The sequence below is a fragment of the Microbacterium sp. CCNWLW41 genome (assembly GCF_037083505.1).
Genome location: NZ_JBAOJP010000001.1, coordinates 734,299 through 752,443, shown reverse-complemented (window position 1 = coordinate 752,443; position 18,145 = coordinate 734,299). Strand labels below are relative to the sequence as shown.

Genomic DNA, 18,145 nt, shown 5'->3' with positions numbered 1-18,145 from the left:
GCCCCTCTCCGGTGCTACTCGGCCGGCACAGCGACGACGACCTTCGCCGGACGCAGTTCCACCGAGCCGAGCCGATAGCCGATCTCGACGACCTCGAGGATCGTCGTCTCGGTCACACCCGGGGTCGGCGCCTGGAAGATCGCCTCGTGCTGCTGCGGGTCGAACACCTCGCCGGACGCACCGTAGGTGCTGAGCCCGATCCGCTCGGCGACGCCGCGGAGCTTCTCGGCGATCGCCGCGAACGGCGAGCCCTCCTCGAGGTCGCCGTGCTTCTCGGCACGGTCGAGGTCGTCGAGCACGGGCAGCAGGCCCTTCGCGACCGCTCCCTTGGCGCGCTCGATCTCGACCTCGCGCTGCTCCTCGGTGCGGCGGCGGTAGTTGGCGTACTCCGCCTGCAAACGCTTCAGATCGTTCAGCAGCTGCGACTCGAGGTCGGCGATCACGGCGTCCTCGGCCGCGGCATCCGCGTTCTGCTGCGCACCCAGGATGTCGTCCACGGTCAGCTCTTCGCCGTCGGCGTCGCCCGCGTCCTGCGGCGCGGGGCCGGAGGCGTCCGCCTCCGGCCCCTCACCCTCAGGCCGGACCTCGCCGCCGTCTTCCGGCTCTTCGACCGGGTCGGGATTGTGGTCCTTGTTCGCCATGATTACTTCTTCTCGTCCTCGTCTTCGACGACCTCGGCGTCGACGACATCCTCATCGGAGGTCGCCTGGTCCTGCTGGTCGCCGGCCGGCGCGTCGGTCGGGGCATCGGTCGGCTGCGAGGCCTGGCTCGAGGCGTAGATGGCCTCGCCCAGCTTCGTCTGCGACTGCGAGAGCTTGTCGAACGCGGTCTTCACTGCGTCGTCGTCCTCGCCCGCCAGAGCGGTCTTCAGGGCGTCGACGTCGCCCTGCACCTCGGTCTTCACCTCGGCCGGGAGCTTGTCCTCGTTCTCCTTGATGAGCTTCTCGATCGAGTACGACAGCGTCTCGGCCTGGTTGCGGATCTCGGCGGCCTCACGGCGCTTCTTGTCCTCGGCCGCGTGCTCCTCGGCCTCGCGCACCATCCGCTCGATGTCGTCCTTCGGCAGCGACGAGCCGCCGGTGATCGTCATCGACTGCTCCTTGCCGGTGCCCTTGTCCTTCGCCGACACGTGGACGATGCCGTTCGCGTCGATGTCGAAGGTGACCTCGATCTGCGGGATGCCGCGCGGCGCCGGCGCGATGCCGGTCAGCTCGAACGTGCCCAGCGGCTTGTTGTCGCGGGTGAACTCGCGCTCGCCCTGGAAGACCTGGATCGCGACCGACGGCTGGTTGTCGTCGGCGGTCGTGAAGGTCTCCGAGCGCTTGGTCGGAATGGCGGTGTTGCGCTCGATGAGCTTGGTCATGATGCCGCCCTTGGTCTCGATGCCGAGGCTCAGGGGGGTGACGTCGATGAGCAGGACGTCCTTGCGCTCGCCCTTGAGGACGCCGGCCTGGAGGGCAGCGCCCACGGCGACGACCTCGTCCGGGTTCACGCCCTTGTTGGGCTCCTGGCCGCCGGTCTCCTTCTTGACCAGCTCCGACACGGCGGGCATGCGGGTCGAGCCGCCGACGAGCACGACGTGGTCGATGTCGCCGACCTTGATGCCGGCCTCGCGGATGACGTCCTCGAACGGCTTCTTGGTGCGGTCGAGCAGGTCCTTGGTGAGGTCCTCGAACTTCGCGCGCGTGATCGTCTCGCTGAGCGACACCGGGCCGGAGTCCGTGAGCGAGAGGTACGGCAGGTTCACGGAGGTGCTCGTCGACGAGGAGAGCTCCTTCTTCGCCTGCTCGGCGGCCTCCTTCAGACGCTGCAGCGCGATCTTGTCGCCCGAGACGTCGACGCCGGTGGTGTCCTTGAACTGCTTGATCAGGTAGTCGACGACACGCTGGTCCCAGTCGTCGCCGCCGAGGCGGTTGTCACCGGCCGTGGCGCGCACCTGGATGGTCGAGAAGTCGTCGTCCTTGCCCACCTCGAGCAGGGAGACGTCGAAGGTACCGCCACCGAGGTCGAAGACGAGGATGAGCTCGTCCTCCTTGCCCTTGTCGAGTCCGTACGCGAGGGCCGCGGCGGTGGGCTCGTTGATGATGCGCAGCACGTTCAGGCCCGAGATCTCCCCGGCCTCCTTCGTGGCCTGGCGCTCGGCGTCGTTGAAGTACGCGGGGACGGTGATGACGGCATCCGTTACCGTGTCGCCGAGGTACTGCTCGGCGTCGCGCTTGAGCTTCTGGAGGATGCGCGCCGAGATCTCCTGCGGCGTCCAGCGCTTGCCGTCGACGTCGAAGCCCCAGTCGGTGCCCATGTGGCGCTTGACCGACGAGACGGTGCGGTCGACGTTGGTGACGGCCTGGCGCTTGGCGGTCTCGCCGACGAGCACCTCGCCGTCCTTCGTGAATGCGACCACCGACGGGGTCGTGCGGAAGCCCTCGGCATTCGCGATGACCTTGGGCTCGCCGCCCTCCAGGACGCTCACGACCGAGTTGGTCGTACCGAGGTCGATTCCAACAGCACGTGCCATGTGTTTCTCTCCTTCGTGTGGGTGGAGACGGATGCCGCCACCCGGGGTTTACGGGAAGCCTTCTCGCACCCTCGACCGCTCGAACGTGAGGGTTGAGTCGCGATGGCTCAACCATACGCCGGGTGCCGGCATCCGTCAAATCAAACTTGATACGGATGGACTCAAGTTCACTCGGCGACACGCGGCGCATCGGGGTGTGCGTAGGTCAGGATGCCCTCGCCCCGGACGCCCGGCGGTTCGTCTGCACGCGCCCCGTCCATGCCGCGAACCATCCGGCGTCGGGGACCCGCGCCAGGAGCGGGCCCGCGATCATCGTGATCAGCACGTAGGCCGTCGCGAACGCAGCGAGCGACCTGTCGACTCCGGCGCCGACGGCGAGCCCCGCGATGACGATCGAGAACTCCCCGCGCGGGGTCAGCGCGAAGCCCGCCCGCCATCGGCCGGCCTCGGCGATGCCCACCGCCCGCGCCGCCCGGTATCCGGTCAGGACCTTCGTCGCCATCGTCACGACCGCGAGCACGGCCGCAGGGATGAGGACGGCGACGAGGTCGGCCGGATCGGTGGACAGGCCGAAGAACAGGAAGAACACCGAGGCGAACAGGTCCCGCAGCGGCGACAGCAGCCGGTGGGCGTGGGCGGCGACGGGTCCGGAGATCGCGATGCCGACGAGGAAGGCCCCGACCGCGGCCGACACGTTCGCCTGGGCCGCGAGCCCCGCGACGATGAGCGTGAGCCCGAGCACCGAGAGCAGCAGCACCTCGGCGTTGCGGGACCACACCAGGCGCGAGACGACCTTGCCGTGGCGCAGCGCGATGTACAGGATCAGGGTCACCGCGGCGAGGGAGACGACGACGGTCACGACCGCCGCCCCCGGGTCCAGGCCGATGAGCACCGCCGTGAGGATCGGCAGGTAGAACGCCATCGCGAGATCCTCGATGACGAGGATCGACAGCACGACGGGGGTCTCGCGGTTCGCGAGGCGCCCCAGGTCCTGCAGCATCCGCGCGATCACCCCCGACGACGAGACCCACGTGATGCCCGCCAGTGCGAGCGCGGCCACCGGCCCCCAGCCGAGGATCAGCGCGGCGAGGGCCCCGGGCGCCGCGCCCAGCACCGCGTCCAGGACGCCGGCACGGCGGGAACGGCGGAGATTGCCGAACAGTTCGTCGGCGGTGTACTCCAGCCCGAGCAGCAGGAGCAGGAGGATGACGCCGATCTCGGCGCCGACCTCGATGAACTCCTCGCCCGCGCTGAACGGGAGGAGGCCTCCCTCTCCGAACGCGAGTCCCGCCAGGAGGATGAGCGGGATCGGAGAGATGCCGATCCTGCCCGCGAGCCGGCCGAGCAGGGCGATGCCGAGGAGGAGCGCGCCGATCTCGATGAGAACGAGCGCTCCGTCGTCCATGTCACACCCCGTCGATGATGCGCGCGAGATGCTCGAGGCCGTCGGGCGTGCCGACGGCGACGACCGTGTCGCCGACCATCAGGAGGTCGGCGGGGCCGGGCGCCGGAAGCACGCCGCCACCCCGGACGATCGCCACGATCGAGCACCGGGTCACGGTGCGCGCCCGCGTGTCGCCGAGCCGGCGGCCGGCGAAGGGGCTGTCGGCCCGCAGCGTGATGTTGGCCGTCGAGAGCCCGTCGATCTGCTCCCGCAGCCCCGCGAGCTGGGTGAGGATCACCGATCCGCCGAGGACCTCCGACAGGGCGGTGGCCTCCTCGTCGGTCATCGCGACGCGCTGCGCGGCGCGGTCGGGATCCCGCTCGTCCGCGATGGCGAGTTCGCGCCCGCCGTCACGGAAGGTGACGACCGACAGCCGGCGACCGGCGTTGGTCTCGAGGTCGTGCCGCACGCCGATCCCGGGCAGCTCTGCACGTTGCACATGCACGGACATGCCCTCATGATTCCACTGCCGCCGGGGTTGCGGGGGACGATCCCGCGCGGCGGAGGCCGGGCGCGCAGGACCGCGTCAGGCCAGGAGCGTCTCGGCGCTCGTCGGCTTCGGGTCTGGCAGGCGTCGCATGCGGAACGCGTTGAGCACGCCCAGCACCGTCGCGAGGATCGGGATGAGGAGCGCGACCTGGAGCGCGATGTGACGAGCCTCCGTGTTGATGCGGATCACCTCGTCGGCGGCCTCCGGCGGCTCGTCGGCCAGGAGCTCCTCCAGGCCGGTGTTGGACATCAGCTGCGCGTCCTCCTCCAGCACGGTCGCCACCTGCTCCTGCTGCTGCGCGTCGAGCACCGTGCTGGAGTACGCCATCGACGTGAAGGTCGCCGCGAGAGTGGCGAGCATGATCGCGCCGGCGAACGCGAGCCCGAACGAGAGCCCGAACGACCCCGCGGCCGAGTTGACGCCGGCCGCCTCGCTCACCCGCTCGTCCGAGACCGGCGAGAGCGTGTAGTTGTTGAGCTGCGAGACCAGCAGGCCGAGCCCCGAACCGGCGATGACGAGCGGGACGGCGAGGTACCACCCCGAGTCGGCGATCGGGACGAGCGGCACGATCGCGACGAGCCCGACCAGCGCCAGCGAGAACCCGAGGAGGATGAGGTTGGCCGGACGCCCCTTGCCGCGGCGGCCGACCCATATCGCGACGACGAACATGCTGAGCGACAACGGCGCGATCGACAGGCCCGCCTGCAGCGCGTCGTACTCGAGCACCATCTGCAGATAGAGCGGCAGCACGATCATCGTGCCGCCGAGGGCGATCTGCTGCAGCAGCTGACCGCTCACCCCGGTGCGGAACGGCTTCGACGAGAACAGCGCCGGATCGAGCAGCACCGGCTTGCCCTTCTTCTTGCGCGCGTTCAGCCACCACGCCAGTCCCCCGAGCGCCACCACGCCGAGCCCGATGAGCAGGCCGACGTAGCCGCCGCCCTCCTGCCACACCAGGATTCCGAGCACGACGCCGCCCATGCCGACGACCGACAGCCCGGCGCCGACGAGGTCGATGGACCGGTCGCCGGTGTACTTCACGTCCTTGACGAGCCCGATGCCGAGCAGGACGACGCCGATTATGACGGCCTCGAGCGCGAACGCGACCCGGTAGGACCAGAACGTCGTGATGAATCCGCCGAGCAGCGGGCCGACCGCCGCGGCGATCGCCGCCGACGCCCCGACGAGCGCGTAGACCCGCTTCTGGTGGCCGCCGGCGAAGTTGCCGTGGATGAGCGACTGCATGGAGGGCAGGAGGAGGGATGCCCCGATCCCGCCGATCACCGCCCAGAAGATGATGACGGCGGTGAGGCTCTGCGCGAAGGTCATCGCCACTGCGCCCACGGCGTACCCGAGGAGGCCCAGGATGTAGGCGAGCTTGCGGCCGATGAGGTCGCCGGTCTTCCCCCCGATGAGGATGAAGGCGGCCGACACGAGCGCCTCGAGCGCGATGGCGCCCTGGACGCCGCTCGCCGTCGTGTCGAGTTCGCGCACGACGGCGGAGATGGAGACGTTCATGATCGACGTGTCCACCACCAGCACGAACATCGCCATCGCGAGCAGGAGGGCGAGGCGCCTGTTGAACGACGGCGCGGCGGCGGATTCCTCAGTCATGAACGAAGCAAACCATCACCGGCCTTCCGGGCGCTACGGTGAATGCGCACCAGCCGTTCATCGAAGGGGCCCAGCGTGACCGACATGAGCTCCCCCGTCCCGGGACCCGACGAACCCGGTCCCGCCGACGAGCACGCACTGTCGACCGCGGCGCTGAGCACCGACGGCCTCGACGACACCCCGGTGCCGCGGCGCCAGGTGTTCGCCTGGGCGCTGTGGGACTGGGCGACGCAGCCGTTCAACTCGGTCATCCTGACCTTCGTCTTCGTCTCGCTCTACCTGGTGTCCGACAGCTTCCTGCCGGAGGGCGTGGCCGGTCAGAACGCCGACGGCGAGCTGGTGTGCTCGCGGGCGGCGGATGCGGCGACCGAGTACTGCTCGGGCCTGGCCGACCTGTCGGAGTGGTACGGATGGGTGACCTTCGCCGCCGGCATCCTGATCCTGCTCCTGGCCCCGGTGCTCGGTCAGCGCGCCGACGCGGCCGGGACGAAGAAGCGCTGGGTCGTCGGCGCGACCGCCGCACTGGCGCTGCTGCAGTTCGCCCTGTTCTTCGTCCACAGCGACACGATGTTCTTCTGGCTCGGCGCGATCCTCGTCGCGCTGGGATCGGTGGCGTCCGAGATCGCCGGCGTCAACTACAACGCGATGCTGGTGCAGGTCTCCACGCCCAGGACGATCGGCCGGGTCAGCGGCCTGGGCTGGGGTCTCGGTTACATCGGCGGCATCCTCGCCCTCGCGATCGTGGTCGTGCTCAACACGGTCGACTGGTTCGGCCTGGACGTGTCGGACGGCCTGGCGTACCGGCTCATCGCCGTCGGCGCCGCCGTGTGGACGGTCGTGTTCGCGCTGCCGTTCGTCTTCCTCGTGCCGGAGTCGGCCTCTCGCCCCGACCGCAGGCGCGTGGGGTTCTTCGAGAGCTACGCGGTCCTCGTGCGGGACGTGATCGCGCTGTTCCGCGAGCACCGCAGCACGTTCTGGTTCCTCATCGCCAGCGCGGTGTACCGGGACGGCCTCGCCGGCGTCTTCGCCTTCGGCGGGGTGCTCGCCGCGGTGTCGTTCGGCTTCGGCGCCACCGAGGTCATCGCCTTCGGCATCGCGCTGAACCTCGTCGCCGGCGTCTCGACGATCGTCGCCGGCCGCCTGGACGACCGGTTCGGAGCCCGCGCCGTCATCATCGCGGCGCTGTCGATCCTCATCGTGAGCGCTCTGTTCGTCTTCTTCCTCCGCGAGGGCGGCAAGCCGGTGTTCTGGATCGGCGGCATCATCCTCTCGGCCGCCGTGGGGCCCGCGCAGGCGTCGAGCCGGTCGCTGCTGGCCCGCGTCACACCGCGCGACATGCAGGGCGAGGTGTTCGGCCTCTATGCCACGACCGGCCGCGTGATGAGCTTCCTCTCGCCGCTGCTGTGGTCGGCGTTCATCGCGGGATTCGGCGCGACCCACTACGGGATCCTCGGGATCGTCATCGTGCTGGTGGCGGGCCTGCTGCTGCTCATCCCGGTGAAGCTCAGGCCGGGCGACATCGGGCGATGAGTCCGACGGGCCGGTCGGGGACGACCGGGGGCGCGAGGATCGGATACCCTCGCTTGCGGTGACCTGGTCACCGGTGCGACCCGGGGGGCGTCGCGACTCGCAGCGCAGCCCTACCCGGAAGGCACCGTGACGATCCCCCTCACCGAGCGACGACGAGCCGCGCGCCACCGGCGGGCGGTGGCGTACTGGTGCGTCATCATCGCGCTGCTGTTCTCCCTCTGGGTGGGCACCACCGTCGCGCCGCCGGTCTGGGTGCGCACGCCGGCGCTCTTCGGCCACCTGGCGGCGGTGATCGTGGGGCTCGGAGCCGCGGTGCTGCTCGAGATGAGCGGATTGCTCTGGATGCTGCGCCGCGCGGTCCTCGCCGACCTCCGGCGGGTCGAGCGCACCGTGACGGGCCTCGCGTGGCTCGGTATCGGCGGGCTGCTCGCGACCGGGGCCTTCCTGCAGCCGGATCTGTCCGATCCCCTCACCACCGTCAAGATGGTCGCCGTGCTCGTCGCGGCGATGAACGGCGTCGCGATGACGCGGCTGACCGCCGAGCTCGCACGTCTCCCGGAGGGGGCGCGGTTCCGCGCGATCCCGAGGCGGCTCCAGCTGTGGTGCGTGTGGAGCGCGGTCGTCTCGCAGGCCGCGTGGTGGACGGCGGTGCTCATCGGCATGCTCAACACCGCTTCGCGGTGATCTCCCGGCATTCTCGCCCTCGCCCCCCATGCGGGCTCGGGTTAGGCTCTAGCCTGACCGGACTATCCGGCCGGTGACCCCCCGCCCGGCCGCACGTCCGCATCACCTCCGAGGATGCCCATGCGCGATCGCATGCGCGGCACTGAGGACGCGCCCGGGCCACGCCGCGGCCAGTCCTCCAGTCCGTCGACGACCCCGGCGCCCGCCAGGTCCACGCCCGCACCCGCCGCCCCCTCCGTCGGCGCGTCGACGAAGCCGTCGGCGATCGACGACCGCCGCGACCGGCGCCGGCGCCGCCGCCGCCGGTTGCTGATGTGGACGACGGTCGTGGGCATCGTGGTGCTGGTCGGCTCGATCAGCACCGTGTCCTACGCGATCGTCAGCAATCTCACTCAGCCGGGTCCCGCCGCGGAGGAGCCGGCGCCCGCCGCACCCGCGGACGCCGCCGTCGAGCTGATCGAGTTCCCGCAGGACGAGCCGGCCGCCGCGGCCGGCGCCGAGCCCTGCACGACGGTGAACGTGCTGTCGTCGTTCGAGAACGCCCAGATGGTCGAGAGTCTCGCCGCCGCGTACAACAGCAGTCCGCGCAACGTGGCCGGCTCGTGCGTCACCGTGACCACCAGCAGGGACAAGTCCGGCGTCGCAGCCGCCGTGGTGGCCGCGGGCTTCCCGAACCTCTCCGACGACCAGAAGCCCGCCGTGTGGCTGCCCGACTCGTCGACGTGGGTCGACGTCGCCCAGGCGGAGGGAGCGACCTCGCTGCGCGCGGAGGGCAGCAGCGTGGCGATCTCCGACATCGTCCTGGCGATGCCCGAGGGCCTGGCCGAGGCGATCGGGTGGGATGCCGAGGCTCCGACGTGGTCCGCCGTGTTCGAGTCCGCCGGCGACGCGGATCTGTGGAGCGGCCTCGGACACCCCGAGTGGGGCGCGTTCAAGCTGGGCAAGACGAGCCCGCTGGTGGCGACGTCGGGCGAGGCGGCCATGTTCGCCTCGTACGGCACCGCGGCCAGCTCGCTCGACGCGCTGACGGCGACCCAGGTCGAGGACCCCGACGTGCAGGCGGCCGTGCACCAGAACGAGCTGACGACGAGCCACTACATGGCGACGCCCGAGCACTTCCTCTGGCATGCGCGCCAGGCGGAGGCATCCGGTTCCGCCGCCGACTTCCTGTCCGCCGTGATCGTCGACGAGAAGTCGGTGTGGGACTACAACCGCGGCATCACCAGCCGCGACGGCGTCACCCGGACGCAGGCCGAGCCGCCGGCGGAGCAGCTGGTGCCGATCTATCCGGCGGACGGCTACTACTCGGCCGACAATCCCGCGGTGCGCCTCACGGGCGCGTGGATCGACCCGGTGGAGTCCGAGGCCGCGGCGGACTTCATCCGCTTCGCGCACACCGCGCAGGGCCAGGCCGCCGTCCGCGCCGCGGGCTACCGCGACCTCAACCGCATGCTCGACGAGAGCGTCGCGCAGGTCGGCCGGCTCGACGTCGCGCAGCGGGGCACGCTCGCGTTCCCCGGCGCCGACGTCGTGACCGCGGTGCAGGCGTCGTTCTCCGAGGTGCGCAAGCGCGCGAACGTCCTGTTCCTCCTCGACGTGTCGGGGTCGATGGACGAGGCGATCTCGCCGTCCGACACGAAGCTGACCCAGGCGCGGAAGGCGATCGACGCGGCGCTCGGACACTTCACCAGCGGCGACGACGTCGGGCTGGCCGCTTTCGCGCAGGCGCCCGACGGCGCGATGGTGCCCGGCCTGGTGTCACCGGTCGCCGACATCGGCGGATCGCGCGATGCATTCCTCGGCGCGCTCGGCGGCCTCTCGTCGATGGGCGACACCCCCCTCTACCAGGCGGTGGACGCCTTCGCGGCGCAGCAGGCCGCGTCGTGGTCGAGCGATCGCATCAATGCGATCGTCCTGCTCAGCGACGGCGAGAACGACGCGCCGAACGCGCCGACGATCGGCGCCGACCAGATGCTCGCGAACCTGGCGGACATGCACCACGACACGCCGGTGCTGATCTTCACGCTCGCATACGGCGCGGACGCCGACGTGGCGACGCTGCAGTCGATCTCCGGCGCCACTGGAGCCCACTACTACGACGCGACCGACCCGTCCAAGCTCGAGGCCGTGCTCGGCGACCTGGTGACCAGCTTCTGACCTGGCGGCCGCCGGGTCGATCCCGGTGTGTGAGGAGCCGCGGATGCTCCGGCGTCGTCGGTCACCCTCTTCGCGGTAGCGATGAGAGGGCGCGATCGGCAGGGGCGGCGACGGTGCGCCGTCCCCCGGCCGGTCAGCTCTGAGGACGCGGCCAGGAGTCGGCGAGCTTGGTCAGCAGGCGCGCGAGCTCGGCGCGCTCCTCGTCGGTGAAGGCCGCCAGCGCGGCATCCATCGCCTCCCGGCGCTCGCCCCGGAAGCCGCGCACCAAGCGGGCGCCGGCGTCTGTGAGCGCCACCCGGGTGCGGCGTGCGTCGTCGGGGTCGGCCTCGCGCCGCACCAGATCCAGTTGCACGGCCTGCTGCACCAGCCGCGACGCCCGCGGCTGGTCCACGCCGACGGCGTCGCCGATCTCGCCGACCGAGAGAGGGTGGGATGCCGCGGCCAGCGCCTCCAGCATCCGCATGCGCGCCGGTCCGCCGATGCGACCGGGGCCGAGCCAGGGCGGTGCGCCGTGGCCGCCCGGCCCTCCGCGCCCCCACGGGCCGCGACCCGGGAAGCCGTTCGGGCCGTCGCCGGGAGCTGCGCCTTCCCTGTGGCCGCGCGCGCCGTGCGGTGCGTCGTGCCCGTGCGCGCCGTGCGGTGCGTCGTGCCCGTAGGCGTGCGGACCGCCGTGCGCTCCCTCCGCCCACGGCGGTCGTGGCATCCGTCGACCGCGCAGTCGCGCCAGTGCGGCGGCGATCGCGTCGGACGGGTCGTCGGGGGTGGACGGCATGCCCTCAATTTACATGCGTCTTGACATGTATCCCAAATGCATGTCACACTGCATGTACATGCGTTTCGACATGTAACGTGCGGCGGCCGCGATCCGCCCCGAAAGGACTTCTCATGAACGACCAGAATGAACAGAACGACCCCGAAGACCACAGCGACTCCCCCGGTTCGACGGACCGTCGCCCCCTCGGCTATTGGCTGCGGGTGGTCGATGGGCTGCTCGACCGCGAGTTCGCCTCGGCGCTCGATGCCGAGGGCATCTCGCGCCGCGACTGGATGGCGCTCAACGTGCTGTCGGGCGACATCGACGCTCCCGAGGTGCGTGAGCGCCTGATCCGCCGGGGCAAGCGCCTGCGCGGGCTCGAGGAGCGCGGCTGGGTGCAGGAGCACGGCGACGGCACCTGGAGCCTGACCGACCTCGGCCGGGCGGAGCGGGAGCGCGTCGGCGCGATCGTCGACGGCATCCGCTCCCGCGTCACCGGCGCGGTCGGCGACGACGCGTACGCGGCGATGACGGCCTCGCTCGAGGCGATCGCCCGCGAGCTGGGCTGGGACGAGGGCGCGGCGCACCGCGAGCGCGGCTTCGGCCGCCCGGGGTTCGAGCGGCCCGGCTTCGGGCGTTTCGGCGGCCCTGGCTTCGGGGGCGGATTCGGCCCCGGTTTCGGCGGGCGTCCCCGCCCCTTCGAGCCCGGCATCCACGACGGCTACGGTCCCAACCTCCACCGCGGGTTCGCGCCCGGGCATCCCGGCCACCCCGCCGAGCGCTTCGACGAGCCGATGCGCGGCGAGCCCCACGCCACGTTCGACGACGGATGCCACGGCCACCACCCGCACGCCCGTCAGGGTCACGCGGGACACGGCGGCCACGGCGGTCACGGACACGGCGGTCACGGCGGTCATCGCAACAGCGGCGGTCGCGCGCAGCGCGCGTACGAGCGCGGCTTCGATGCCGGGTTCGCGCGCGGCCGGGAGGCCGGCGCCGCGTGAGGCGCGGCATCCGCTCCACCGCCCACTGACCCTCGAAACACCGCAATCGCGTCGAGACACCATGCCAGCGCGTGGTGTCTCGACGCGTTCGTGGTGTTTCACCTCAAGTTCCACCGCCCGGTGACCCCAGACACCGCAGCCGTACGCCGGGCACGCGACGCCGAGCGCCGGGCACCGCCCACGCCCGTCACACGCGCGTCACGCGGGGAGGGCACAATGGGGCGCGTGACACCCACGCCCGCACTGCTCGCCATCTCGCACGGAACGTCGTCGCCCGCCGGGCAGGCGGCTGTCGAGTCGCTCGTGGCGGCGGTCGCCCGGCGACTTCCGGACGTCACGGTGCGGCTCGGCCATGTGGACGTGCAGCAGCCGGATGTCGCGGCATCCCTCGACGGGATCCCCGCGGGCACCCCCGTCGTGATCGTGCCGCTGCTGCTGTCGGCGGGGTACCACGTGCGCGTCGACCTGAAGCAGCAGACCGCCGGGCGGGAAGGCGTCGTGATCGCCCCGGCGCTCGGGCCCGACGCGCGACTGGTCGACGCACTCCTCGCGCGTCTCGAGCCGCTGGCTCCCGGCCCGGCCGACCAGCTGGTGCTCGCCGTCGCCGGCTCCAGCGACGACCGCGCGAACGAGGACTGCCGCGTCACCGCCCGCATGCTCGGCGAGCGGCTCGGACGCGAGGTGACCACCGGCTTCCTCGCCGCCGCCGACCCCCGGCTCGACGCCGCCGTCGCGGCCGCGCAGACCGCGGTGGCCGCGCGCGCCGCGGGCGACGGGCCGGGCGCGGTCGTCGTCGCCGACTACCTCATCGCGCCCGGATACTTCCACGATCTCGCGGTCCGGCTGGCGGGCTCCGCCCGGGTGGCGCCTCCGCTGCTCGGCGACGACGAGCCGCCGTCGGCGCTCGTCGACCTGGTGATCGACCGCTACACCGACGCCGCCGGACTGCCGCACTGAATCACGGCACCCGCAACTGTGTGACGCCCCGTTACGCCGGTTAACGCCCCTTGACACTCGGGTAGGCCCGCGGGCCGCTCGCTTCTAGCCTCACGGAATGGGCTCGATAGAGTCCTGCCCGGGCACGACCCGGGATCGACCCCGGAGGCCACCGTGACCATCAGCGACACCGAAGCGCGTGCAGAGGCGGAGCGCCCGCGCGCAGCCGTGCGCCCCCCGCGCGCGTCGTCGAAGCCCAACGGTCAGTGGAAGATCGACGGCACGACCCCCCTCAACGGCAACGAGGAGTGGAAGCAGGTCGACAACGGACTGAGCGTGCGCGAGCGCATCGAGAACGTCTACTCGAAGGGCGGCTTCGCCTCGATCGACCCGACCGATCTGCACGGCCGGTTCCGCGTGTGGGGCCTCTACACGCAACGCAAGCCCGGCATCGACGGCGGCCGCACCGCGACCCTCACGCCCGAGGAGCTCGAAGACGAGCACTTCATGCTCCGCGTCCGCATCGACGGCGGCCAGCTCACCACCGAGCAGCTGCGCGTCATCGCCGGCATCTCCACCGAGTTCGCGCGCGACACCGCCGACATCACCGACCGTCAGAACATCCAGCTGCACTGGATCCGCGTCGAGGACATCCCCGAGATCTGGCGCCGTCTGGAGGCCGTGGGCCTGTCGACCACGGAGGCGTGCGGCGACGTCCCCCGCGTGATCCTCGGCTCGCCCGTGGCCGGCATCGCCGCCGACGAGCTCATCGACCCGACGCCGCAGATCCACGAGATCACCGCGCGCTTCCTCGGCGACCAGACGCTGGCCAACCTGCCGCGCAAGTTCAAGTCGGCCATCACCGGCCACCCGAGCCAGGACGTCGTGCATGAGATCAACGACGTGGCTTTCGTCGCGGTCGAGCACCCCGAGCTGGGCATCGGCTACGACCTGTGGGTCGGCGGCGCGCTCTCGACGACCCCGCGCCTGGGCGAGCGCCTCGGCACGTTCGTGCGGCCGGACCAGGTGGCGGATGCCTGGCACGGCGTCACCCAGATCTTCCGCGACTACGGCTACCGGCGCCTGCGCAACAAGGCGCGTCTGAAGTTCCTGCTCGCCGAGTGGGGAACCGAGAAGTTCCGCCAGGTGCTGCAGGACGAGTACCTCGGCTACGAGCTTCCCGACGGCCCCGCCCCTGCGCGGCCGCAGACGATCGGCGACCACGTCGGCGTGCACGAGCAGAAGGACGGCCGCTTCTACATCGGCGTCACCCCGATCGTCGGGCGGGTCTCGGGTCCGGCCCTCGCGAAGCTCGCCGACGTCATCGAGGCGCACGGCTCGACGCGCCTGCGCACCACGCCGCACCAGAAGCTCGTGATCCTCGACGTGCCCGCCGAGAACGTCGAGCCGCTCGTCGGCGAGCTCGACGCCCTCGGGCTGCAGGCGCGTCCCAGCCTCATCCGCCGCGGCACGATCGCGTGCACCGGCATCGAGTTCTGCAAGCTCGCGATCGTCGAGACGAAGGTCAACGCGACCGCCGCCGTGCTCGACCTCGAGAAGCGTCTCGACCGGTTCGAGCTGCCGCATCCGATCTCGCTCCACGTCAACGGCTGCCCCAACTCCTGCGCGCGCATCCAGACCGCCGACATCGGCCTGAAGGGCCAGCTCGTCACGATCGACGGCGAGCAGGTTCCCGGGTACCAGGTGCACCTCGGCGGCGGCCTGGCCTCGCAGGACCGCGACGAGCCCGGCCTCGGCCGCACCGTCCGCGGCCTGAAGGTGGCCGCCGACGGCATCGCCGACTACGTCGAGCGCGTCGTGACCCGCTTCCTCGCCGACCGCGAGGCCGGCGAGACGTTCGCCCAGTGGGCGCACCGCGCCGAGGAGGAGGCCCTGCAGTGACCGTCTCCCTCGCACCCCGCATCGCCGTCAAGCGCACGCGCGAAGAGCTCGAGGCCCTCGCCGAGCAGGGCAACCTCGAACTCGGCAGCCTGACCGACCACGAGGCATCCGCCGCGGAGGTCGTCGCGTGGGTCGCGCGGAATTTCGGGACGGATGCCGCCGCCGTCGCCTGCTCGATGGCCGACGCCGCCCTGCCGCACCTCGTGGCGGAGCATCTCCCGGGGGTGGACGTGCTGTTCCTCGACACCGGATATCACTTCACCGAGACCTACGCGACGCGCGACGAGGTGCAGCGCGCGCTCGACGTGCGGATCGTGGACATCACGCCCGACCAGACCGTCGCCGAGCAGGACGCCGAGTTCGGCGCGAAGCTCTTCGAGCGGGACCCAGGCCTGTGCTGCGCCCGCCGCAAGGTCGCACCCCTCCAGCAGGCGCTCGGCGGGTACGAGGTGTGGTTCACGGGCGTCCGTCGCGACGAGGCCCCCACCCGCACCAACACCCCCCTCGTGACGTGGGACGAGCGGAACGGGCTCGTGAAGGTGAACCCGGTCGCGGCCTGGAGCTTCGACGACGTGCTCTCGTACGCCGCGGCGCACAAGGCGCCGGTGAACCTGCTCGTCGGGTTCGGCTACCCCTCGATCGGCTGCGAGCCGTGCACGAAGCCGGTCGCCCCCGGCGAAGACCCCCGGTCCGGCCGCTGGGCCGGCTCCGCCAAGACCGAATGCGGGCTCCACGAATGACTGATCTCGATACGGCTCCCACCTCGCCCGCTCGATCGGCGGCGGAAGCGTCCGCCGCCCTGTCCACGCTCGACCTGCTCGAGGCGGAGGCCATCCACGTCATCCGCGAGGTCGTCGCCGAGTTCGAGCGCCCGGTGCTGCTGTTCTCCGGCGGCAAGGACTCCGTCGTCGTGCTGCACCTGGCGACCAAGGCGTTCGCGCCCGGCCGCGTGCCGTTCCCGGTGCTGCACGTCGACACCGGCCACAACTTCCCCGAGGTCATCGCCTTCCGCGACGAGACCGTCGAGCGTCTCGGCATTCGTCTCGAGGTCGCGAGCGTGCAGGACTACATCGACGACGGACGCCTCCAGGAGCGCGCCGACGGCACCCGCAACCCCCTGCAGACGCTGCCGCTGCTCGACGCGATCGCCGCCGGGCGCCACGACGCCGTCTTCGGCGGGGCGCGCCGCGACGAGGACAAGGCCCGCGCCAAGGAGCGCATCATCTCGCTGCGCGACGAGTTCGGCCAGTGGGATCCGCGCAACCAGCGCCCGGAGCTGTGGAGCCTGTACAACGGCCGGCACACGCCCGGTCAGCATGTGCGCGCCTTCCCGATCTCGAACTGGACCGAGCTCGACGTCTGGCGCTACATCGAGCGCGAGGGGATCGCGCTGCCGCCGCTGTACTTCGCGCACGAGCGCGACGTGTACGCCCGCGACGGCATGTGGCGGCCCGTCGGCCCGTTCTCGCCGCCCCGCGAGGACGAGACCGTCGAGCGCCGCACGGTGCGCTACCGCACGGTCGGCGACATGAGCTGCACCGGAGCGGTGGAATCGGATGCCGTGGACCTCGCCGCCATCGTCGCCGAGGTCGCCGTCTCCACCCTCACCGAACGCGGCGCCACGCGCGCCGACGACCGCCTCAGCGAGGCGGCCATGGAGGACCGCAAGAAGGACGGGTACTTCTGATGCTGGATCTCGACACGCCTCACTCCCCGGCTCTCGACGCCCCGGGGACCGGCACGCCCACGCTGTTCCGGTTCGCGACGGCCGGCTCGGTCGATGACGGCAAGTCGACGCTCGTCGGCCGGCTGCTGCACGACTCGAAGGCGATCCTCGCCGATCAGCTCGAGCAGGTCGCCCGCACGTCGGCGGACCGCGGCTTCGCGCACGGCGACTTCGACTTCGCGCTCCTCACCGACGGCCTGCGCGCCGAGCGCGAGCAGGGCATCACGATCGACGTCGCCTACCGCTACTTCTCGACCGGCGCGCGGTCGTTCATCCTCGCCGACTGCCCGGGCCACGTGCAGTACACGCGCAACATGGTGACCGGCGCGACGACCGCCGACGCGGTCGTGGTGCTCGTCGATGCACGCAAGGGCGTCGTCGAGCAGACCAAGCGCCACCTCGCCGTCGTCGCCCTCCTGCGCGTGCCGCACGTGATCGTCGCGGTCAACAAGATCGACCTCGTGGCCTTCTCGCCGGAGATCTTCGCCGACGTGTCCGCTCAGGCCGAGGCGGTGGCGACCGAGCTCGGCATCGAGGATCTGCACGTCATCCCGGTGTCGGCGCTCGAAGGCGACAACATCGTCGAGCGGTCCGAGCGCACGCCCTGGTACGAGGGGCCGGCTCTCCTCGGGCTGCTCGAGACGCTTCCGACCGCCGACGTCGAGCGCGACCTCGAGCCGCTGCGGCTGCCCGTCCAGCTCGTGCTGCGCCCGCAGGGCGGGCTCGCCCCCGGCATCGCTCCCGACGAGGCGGAGCGCCTGCGCGACTACCGTGCCGTCGCGGGTCGGATCTCGAGCGGCGTCGTGCGCGTCGGCGATCGCGTGGAGGTCTTCCCGGCGGGCAGCGCCACCACCGTCACCGGCATCCGCTCGGCCGGCGTCGAGGTCGACGAGGCGACGGCCCCGCAGTCCGTCTCGCTCGAGTTCGAGGACGACATCGACACCGCGCGCGGCGCCCTCGTCGTCGCCGCCGGCTCACTGCCCCAGGCTCGTCGCGAGTTCGACGCGGAGCTCTTCCAGCTCGACGCGCGGGCGCTGGTCCCCGGCATCCGCGTGCTCATCAAGCACGGCACCGCGACCGTGCAGGCGATCGTCGCGCAGATCGAGTCCCGCTACGACCTCGACGCGCTGGTGCACGAGCCGGCGCAGACGCTCGAGACCAACGACATCGGCCGCGTGCGGCTGCGGCTGGCGGCCGACCTGCCGCTCGAGCCGTACCGCGACAGCCGCCACGGGGGCTCGTTCCTCGTCATCCATCCGTCCGACGGCGCGACCCTCGCCGCCGGCATCGTGCGCGACTGACCGAGTCCGGCATCCGCGCGCACCCGCACCACCCACCCCTGACCCGAACCACCGAACCGAAGGAGGCGACACCGTGAACACAATCCGC

15 protein-coding genes are annotated in these 18,145 nt (G+C 71.5%); 9 read left to right on the top strand and 6 right to left on the bottom strand.

What is annotated here, in order from left to right; genetic code table 11:
* Window positions 1-14 precede the first annotated feature (14 nt).
* The 5 genes from V6R91_RS03310 to V6R91_RS03290 all read right to left on the bottom strand — a co-directional run bounded on the left by V6R91_RS03310 (window position 15) and on the right by V6R91_RS03290 (window position 6,063).
* Window positions 15-641, bottom strand: a complete 627-nt coding sequence (locus tag V6R91_RS03310; protein WP_336394158.1) for a nucleotide exchange factor GrpE — start codon at window positions 639-641, stop codon at window positions 15-17.
* A gap of 2 nt (window positions 642-643) precedes the next feature.
* Window positions 644-2,515 carry a molecular chaperone DnaK gene (dnaK, locus tag V6R91_RS03305; RefSeq protein WP_336394157.1) on the bottom strand — a complete coding sequence of 624 codons (1,872 nt, stop codon included), beginning with the start codon at window positions 2,513-2,515 and terminating at the stop codon, window positions 644-646.
* 205 nt (window positions 2,516-2,720) lie between these two features.
* A complete protein-coding gene (locus tag V6R91_RS03300; RefSeq protein WP_336394156.1) occupies window positions 2,721-3,920 on the bottom strand; it encodes a cation:proton antiporter in 1,200 nt (399 codons plus the stop codon).
* Between the two features lies 1 nt (window position 3,921).
* A complete protein-coding gene (locus tag V6R91_RS03295; RefSeq protein WP_336394155.1) occupies window positions 3,922-4,410 on the bottom strand; it encodes a cation:proton antiporter regulatory subunit in 489 nt (162 codons plus the stop codon).
* 75 nt (window positions 4,411-4,485) lie between these two features.
* Window positions 4,486-6,063 (bottom strand): MFS transporter, encoded by a 1,578-nt coding sequence (locus V6R91_RS03290; RefSeq protein WP_336394154.1) that lies wholly within the window; start codon window positions 6,061-6,063, stop codon window positions 4,486-4,488.
* Window positions 6,064-6,147: 84 nt separating this feature from the next.
* Between V6R91_RS03290 and V6R91_RS03285 the strand changes: the two genes are divergently transcribed.
* The 3 genes from V6R91_RS03285 (at window position 6,148) to V6R91_RS03275 (ending at window position 10,434) form a co-directional block, all read left to right on the top strand.
* Window positions 6,148-7,593: an MFS transporter gene (locus V6R91_RS03285; protein ID WP_336395031.1), complete on the top strand. Its 1,446-nt coding sequence runs from the start codon at window positions 6,148-6,150 to the stop codon at window positions 7,591-7,593.
* 126 nt (window positions 7,594-7,719) lie between these two features.
* On the top strand, window positions 7,720-8,277 hold the full coding sequence (locus tag V6R91_RS03280; RefSeq protein WP_336394153.1) for a hypothetical protein: 558 nt from the start codon (window positions 7,720-7,722) through the stop codon (window positions 8,275-8,277).
* A gap of 120 nt (window positions 8,278-8,397) precedes the next feature.
* On the top strand, window positions 8,398-10,434 hold the full coding sequence (locus V6R91_RS03275) for a vWA domain-containing protein (protein ID WP_336394152.1): 2,037 nt from the start codon (window positions 8,398-8,400) through the stop codon (window positions 10,432-10,434).
* A gap of 133 nt (window positions 10,435-10,567) precedes the next feature.
* Here the strand turns inward: V6R91_RS03275 and V6R91_RS03270 are convergent, their stop codons facing one another.
* A complete protein-coding gene (locus V6R91_RS03270) occupies window positions 10,568-11,206 on the bottom strand; it encodes a MarR family winged helix-turn-helix transcriptional regulator (RefSeq protein WP_336394151.1) in 639 nt (212 codons plus the stop codon).
* A 113-nt stretch (window positions 11,207-11,319) separates the two neighbouring features.
* Here V6R91_RS03270 and V6R91_RS03265 point away from each other — a divergent pair, with 113 nt between their 5' ends.
* From V6R91_RS03265 to V6R91_RS03240, 6 genes are all read left to right on the top strand, one after another.
* Complete coding sequence (locus V6R91_RS03265) at window positions 11,320-12,192, top strand: MarR family winged helix-turn-helix transcriptional regulator (protein WP_336394150.1); 873 nt, start codon at window positions 11,320-11,322, stop codon at window positions 12,190-12,192.
* Window positions 12,193-12,408: 216 nt separating this feature from the next.
* Window positions 12,409-13,149 carry a sirohydrochlorin chelatase gene (locus V6R91_RS03260; RefSeq protein WP_442928091.1) on the top strand — a complete coding sequence of 247 codons (741 nt, stop codon included), beginning with the start codon at window positions 12,409-12,411 and terminating at the stop codon, window positions 13,147-13,149.
* A 153-nt stretch (window positions 13,150-13,302) separates the two neighbouring features.
* Entirely contained in the window at window positions 13,303-15,030 is a 1,728-nt protein-coding gene (locus V6R91_RS03255) for a nitrite/sulfite reductase (RefSeq protein WP_442928090.1), read from the top strand.
* Window positions 15,027-15,770 (top strand): phosphoadenylyl-sulfate reductase, encoded by a 744-nt coding sequence (locus tag V6R91_RS03250; RefSeq protein WP_336394148.1) that lies wholly within the window; start codon window positions 15,027-15,029, stop codon window positions 15,768-15,770. The genes V6R91_RS03255 and V6R91_RS03250 overlap by 4 nt, the downstream gene beginning before the upstream one ends.
* On the top strand, window positions 15,767-16,717 hold the full coding sequence (cysD, locus tag V6R91_RS03245; RefSeq protein WP_336394147.1) for a sulfate adenylyltransferase subunit CysD: 951 nt from the start codon (window positions 15,767-15,769) through the stop codon (window positions 16,715-16,717). The genes V6R91_RS03250 and cysD overlap by 4 nt, the downstream gene beginning before the upstream one ends.
* On the top strand, window positions 16,717-18,057 hold the full coding sequence (locus tag V6R91_RS03240; protein ID WP_336394146.1) for a sulfate adenylyltransferase subunit 1: 1,341 nt from the start codon (window positions 16,717-16,719) through the stop codon (window positions 18,055-18,057). The genes cysD and V6R91_RS03240 overlap by 1 nt, the downstream gene beginning before the upstream one ends.
* Window positions 18,058-18,145: the final 88 nt, after the last annotated feature.

Coding starts and splice junctions, on each gene's coding strand:
- V6R91_RS03265 (WP_336394150.1), top strand. CDS start 11,320: ATGAACGACCAGAATGAACAGAACGACCCCGAAGACCACAGCGACTCC.
- V6R91_RS03295 (WP_336394155.1), bottom strand. CDS start 4,410: ATGTCCGTGCATGTGCAACGTGCAGAGCTGCCCGGGATCGGCGTGCGG.
- dnaK (WP_336394157.1), bottom strand. CDS start 2,515: ATGGCACGTGCTGTTGGAATCGACCTCGGTACGACCAACTCGGTCGTG.
- V6R91_RS03300 (WP_336394156.1), bottom strand. CDS start 3,920: ATGGACGACGGAGCGCTCGTTCTCATCGAGATCGGCGCGCTCCTCCTC.
- V6R91_RS03285 (WP_336395031.1), top strand. CDS start 6,148: ATGAGCTCCCCCGTCCCGGGACCCGACGAACCCGGTCCCGCCGACGAG.
- V6R91_RS03275 (WP_336394152.1), top strand. CDS start 8,398: ATGCGCGATCGCATGCGCGGCACTGAGGACGCGCCCGGGCCACGCCGC.
- V6R91_RS03290 (WP_336394154.1), bottom strand. CDS start 6,063: ATGACTGAGGAATCCGCCGCCGCGCCGTCGTTCAACAGGCGCCTCGCC.
- V6R91_RS03310 (WP_336394158.1), bottom strand. CDS start 641: ATGGCGAACAAGGACCACAATCCCGACCCGGTCGAAGAGCCGGAAGAC.
- V6R91_RS03270 (WP_336394151.1), bottom strand. CDS start 11,206: ATGCCGTCCACCCCCGACGACCCGTCCGACGCGATCGCCGCCGCACTG.
- V6R91_RS03260 (WP_442928091.1), top strand. CDS start 12,409: ATGGGGCGCGTGACACCCACGCCCGCACTGCTCGCCATCTCGCACGGA.
- V6R91_RS03240 (WP_336394146.1), top strand. CDS start 16,717: ATGCTGGATCTCGACACGCCTCACTCCCCGGCTCTCGACGCCCCGGGG.
- cysD (WP_336394147.1), top strand. CDS start 15,767: ATGACTGATCTCGATACGGCTCCCACCTCGCCCGCTCGATCGGCGGCG.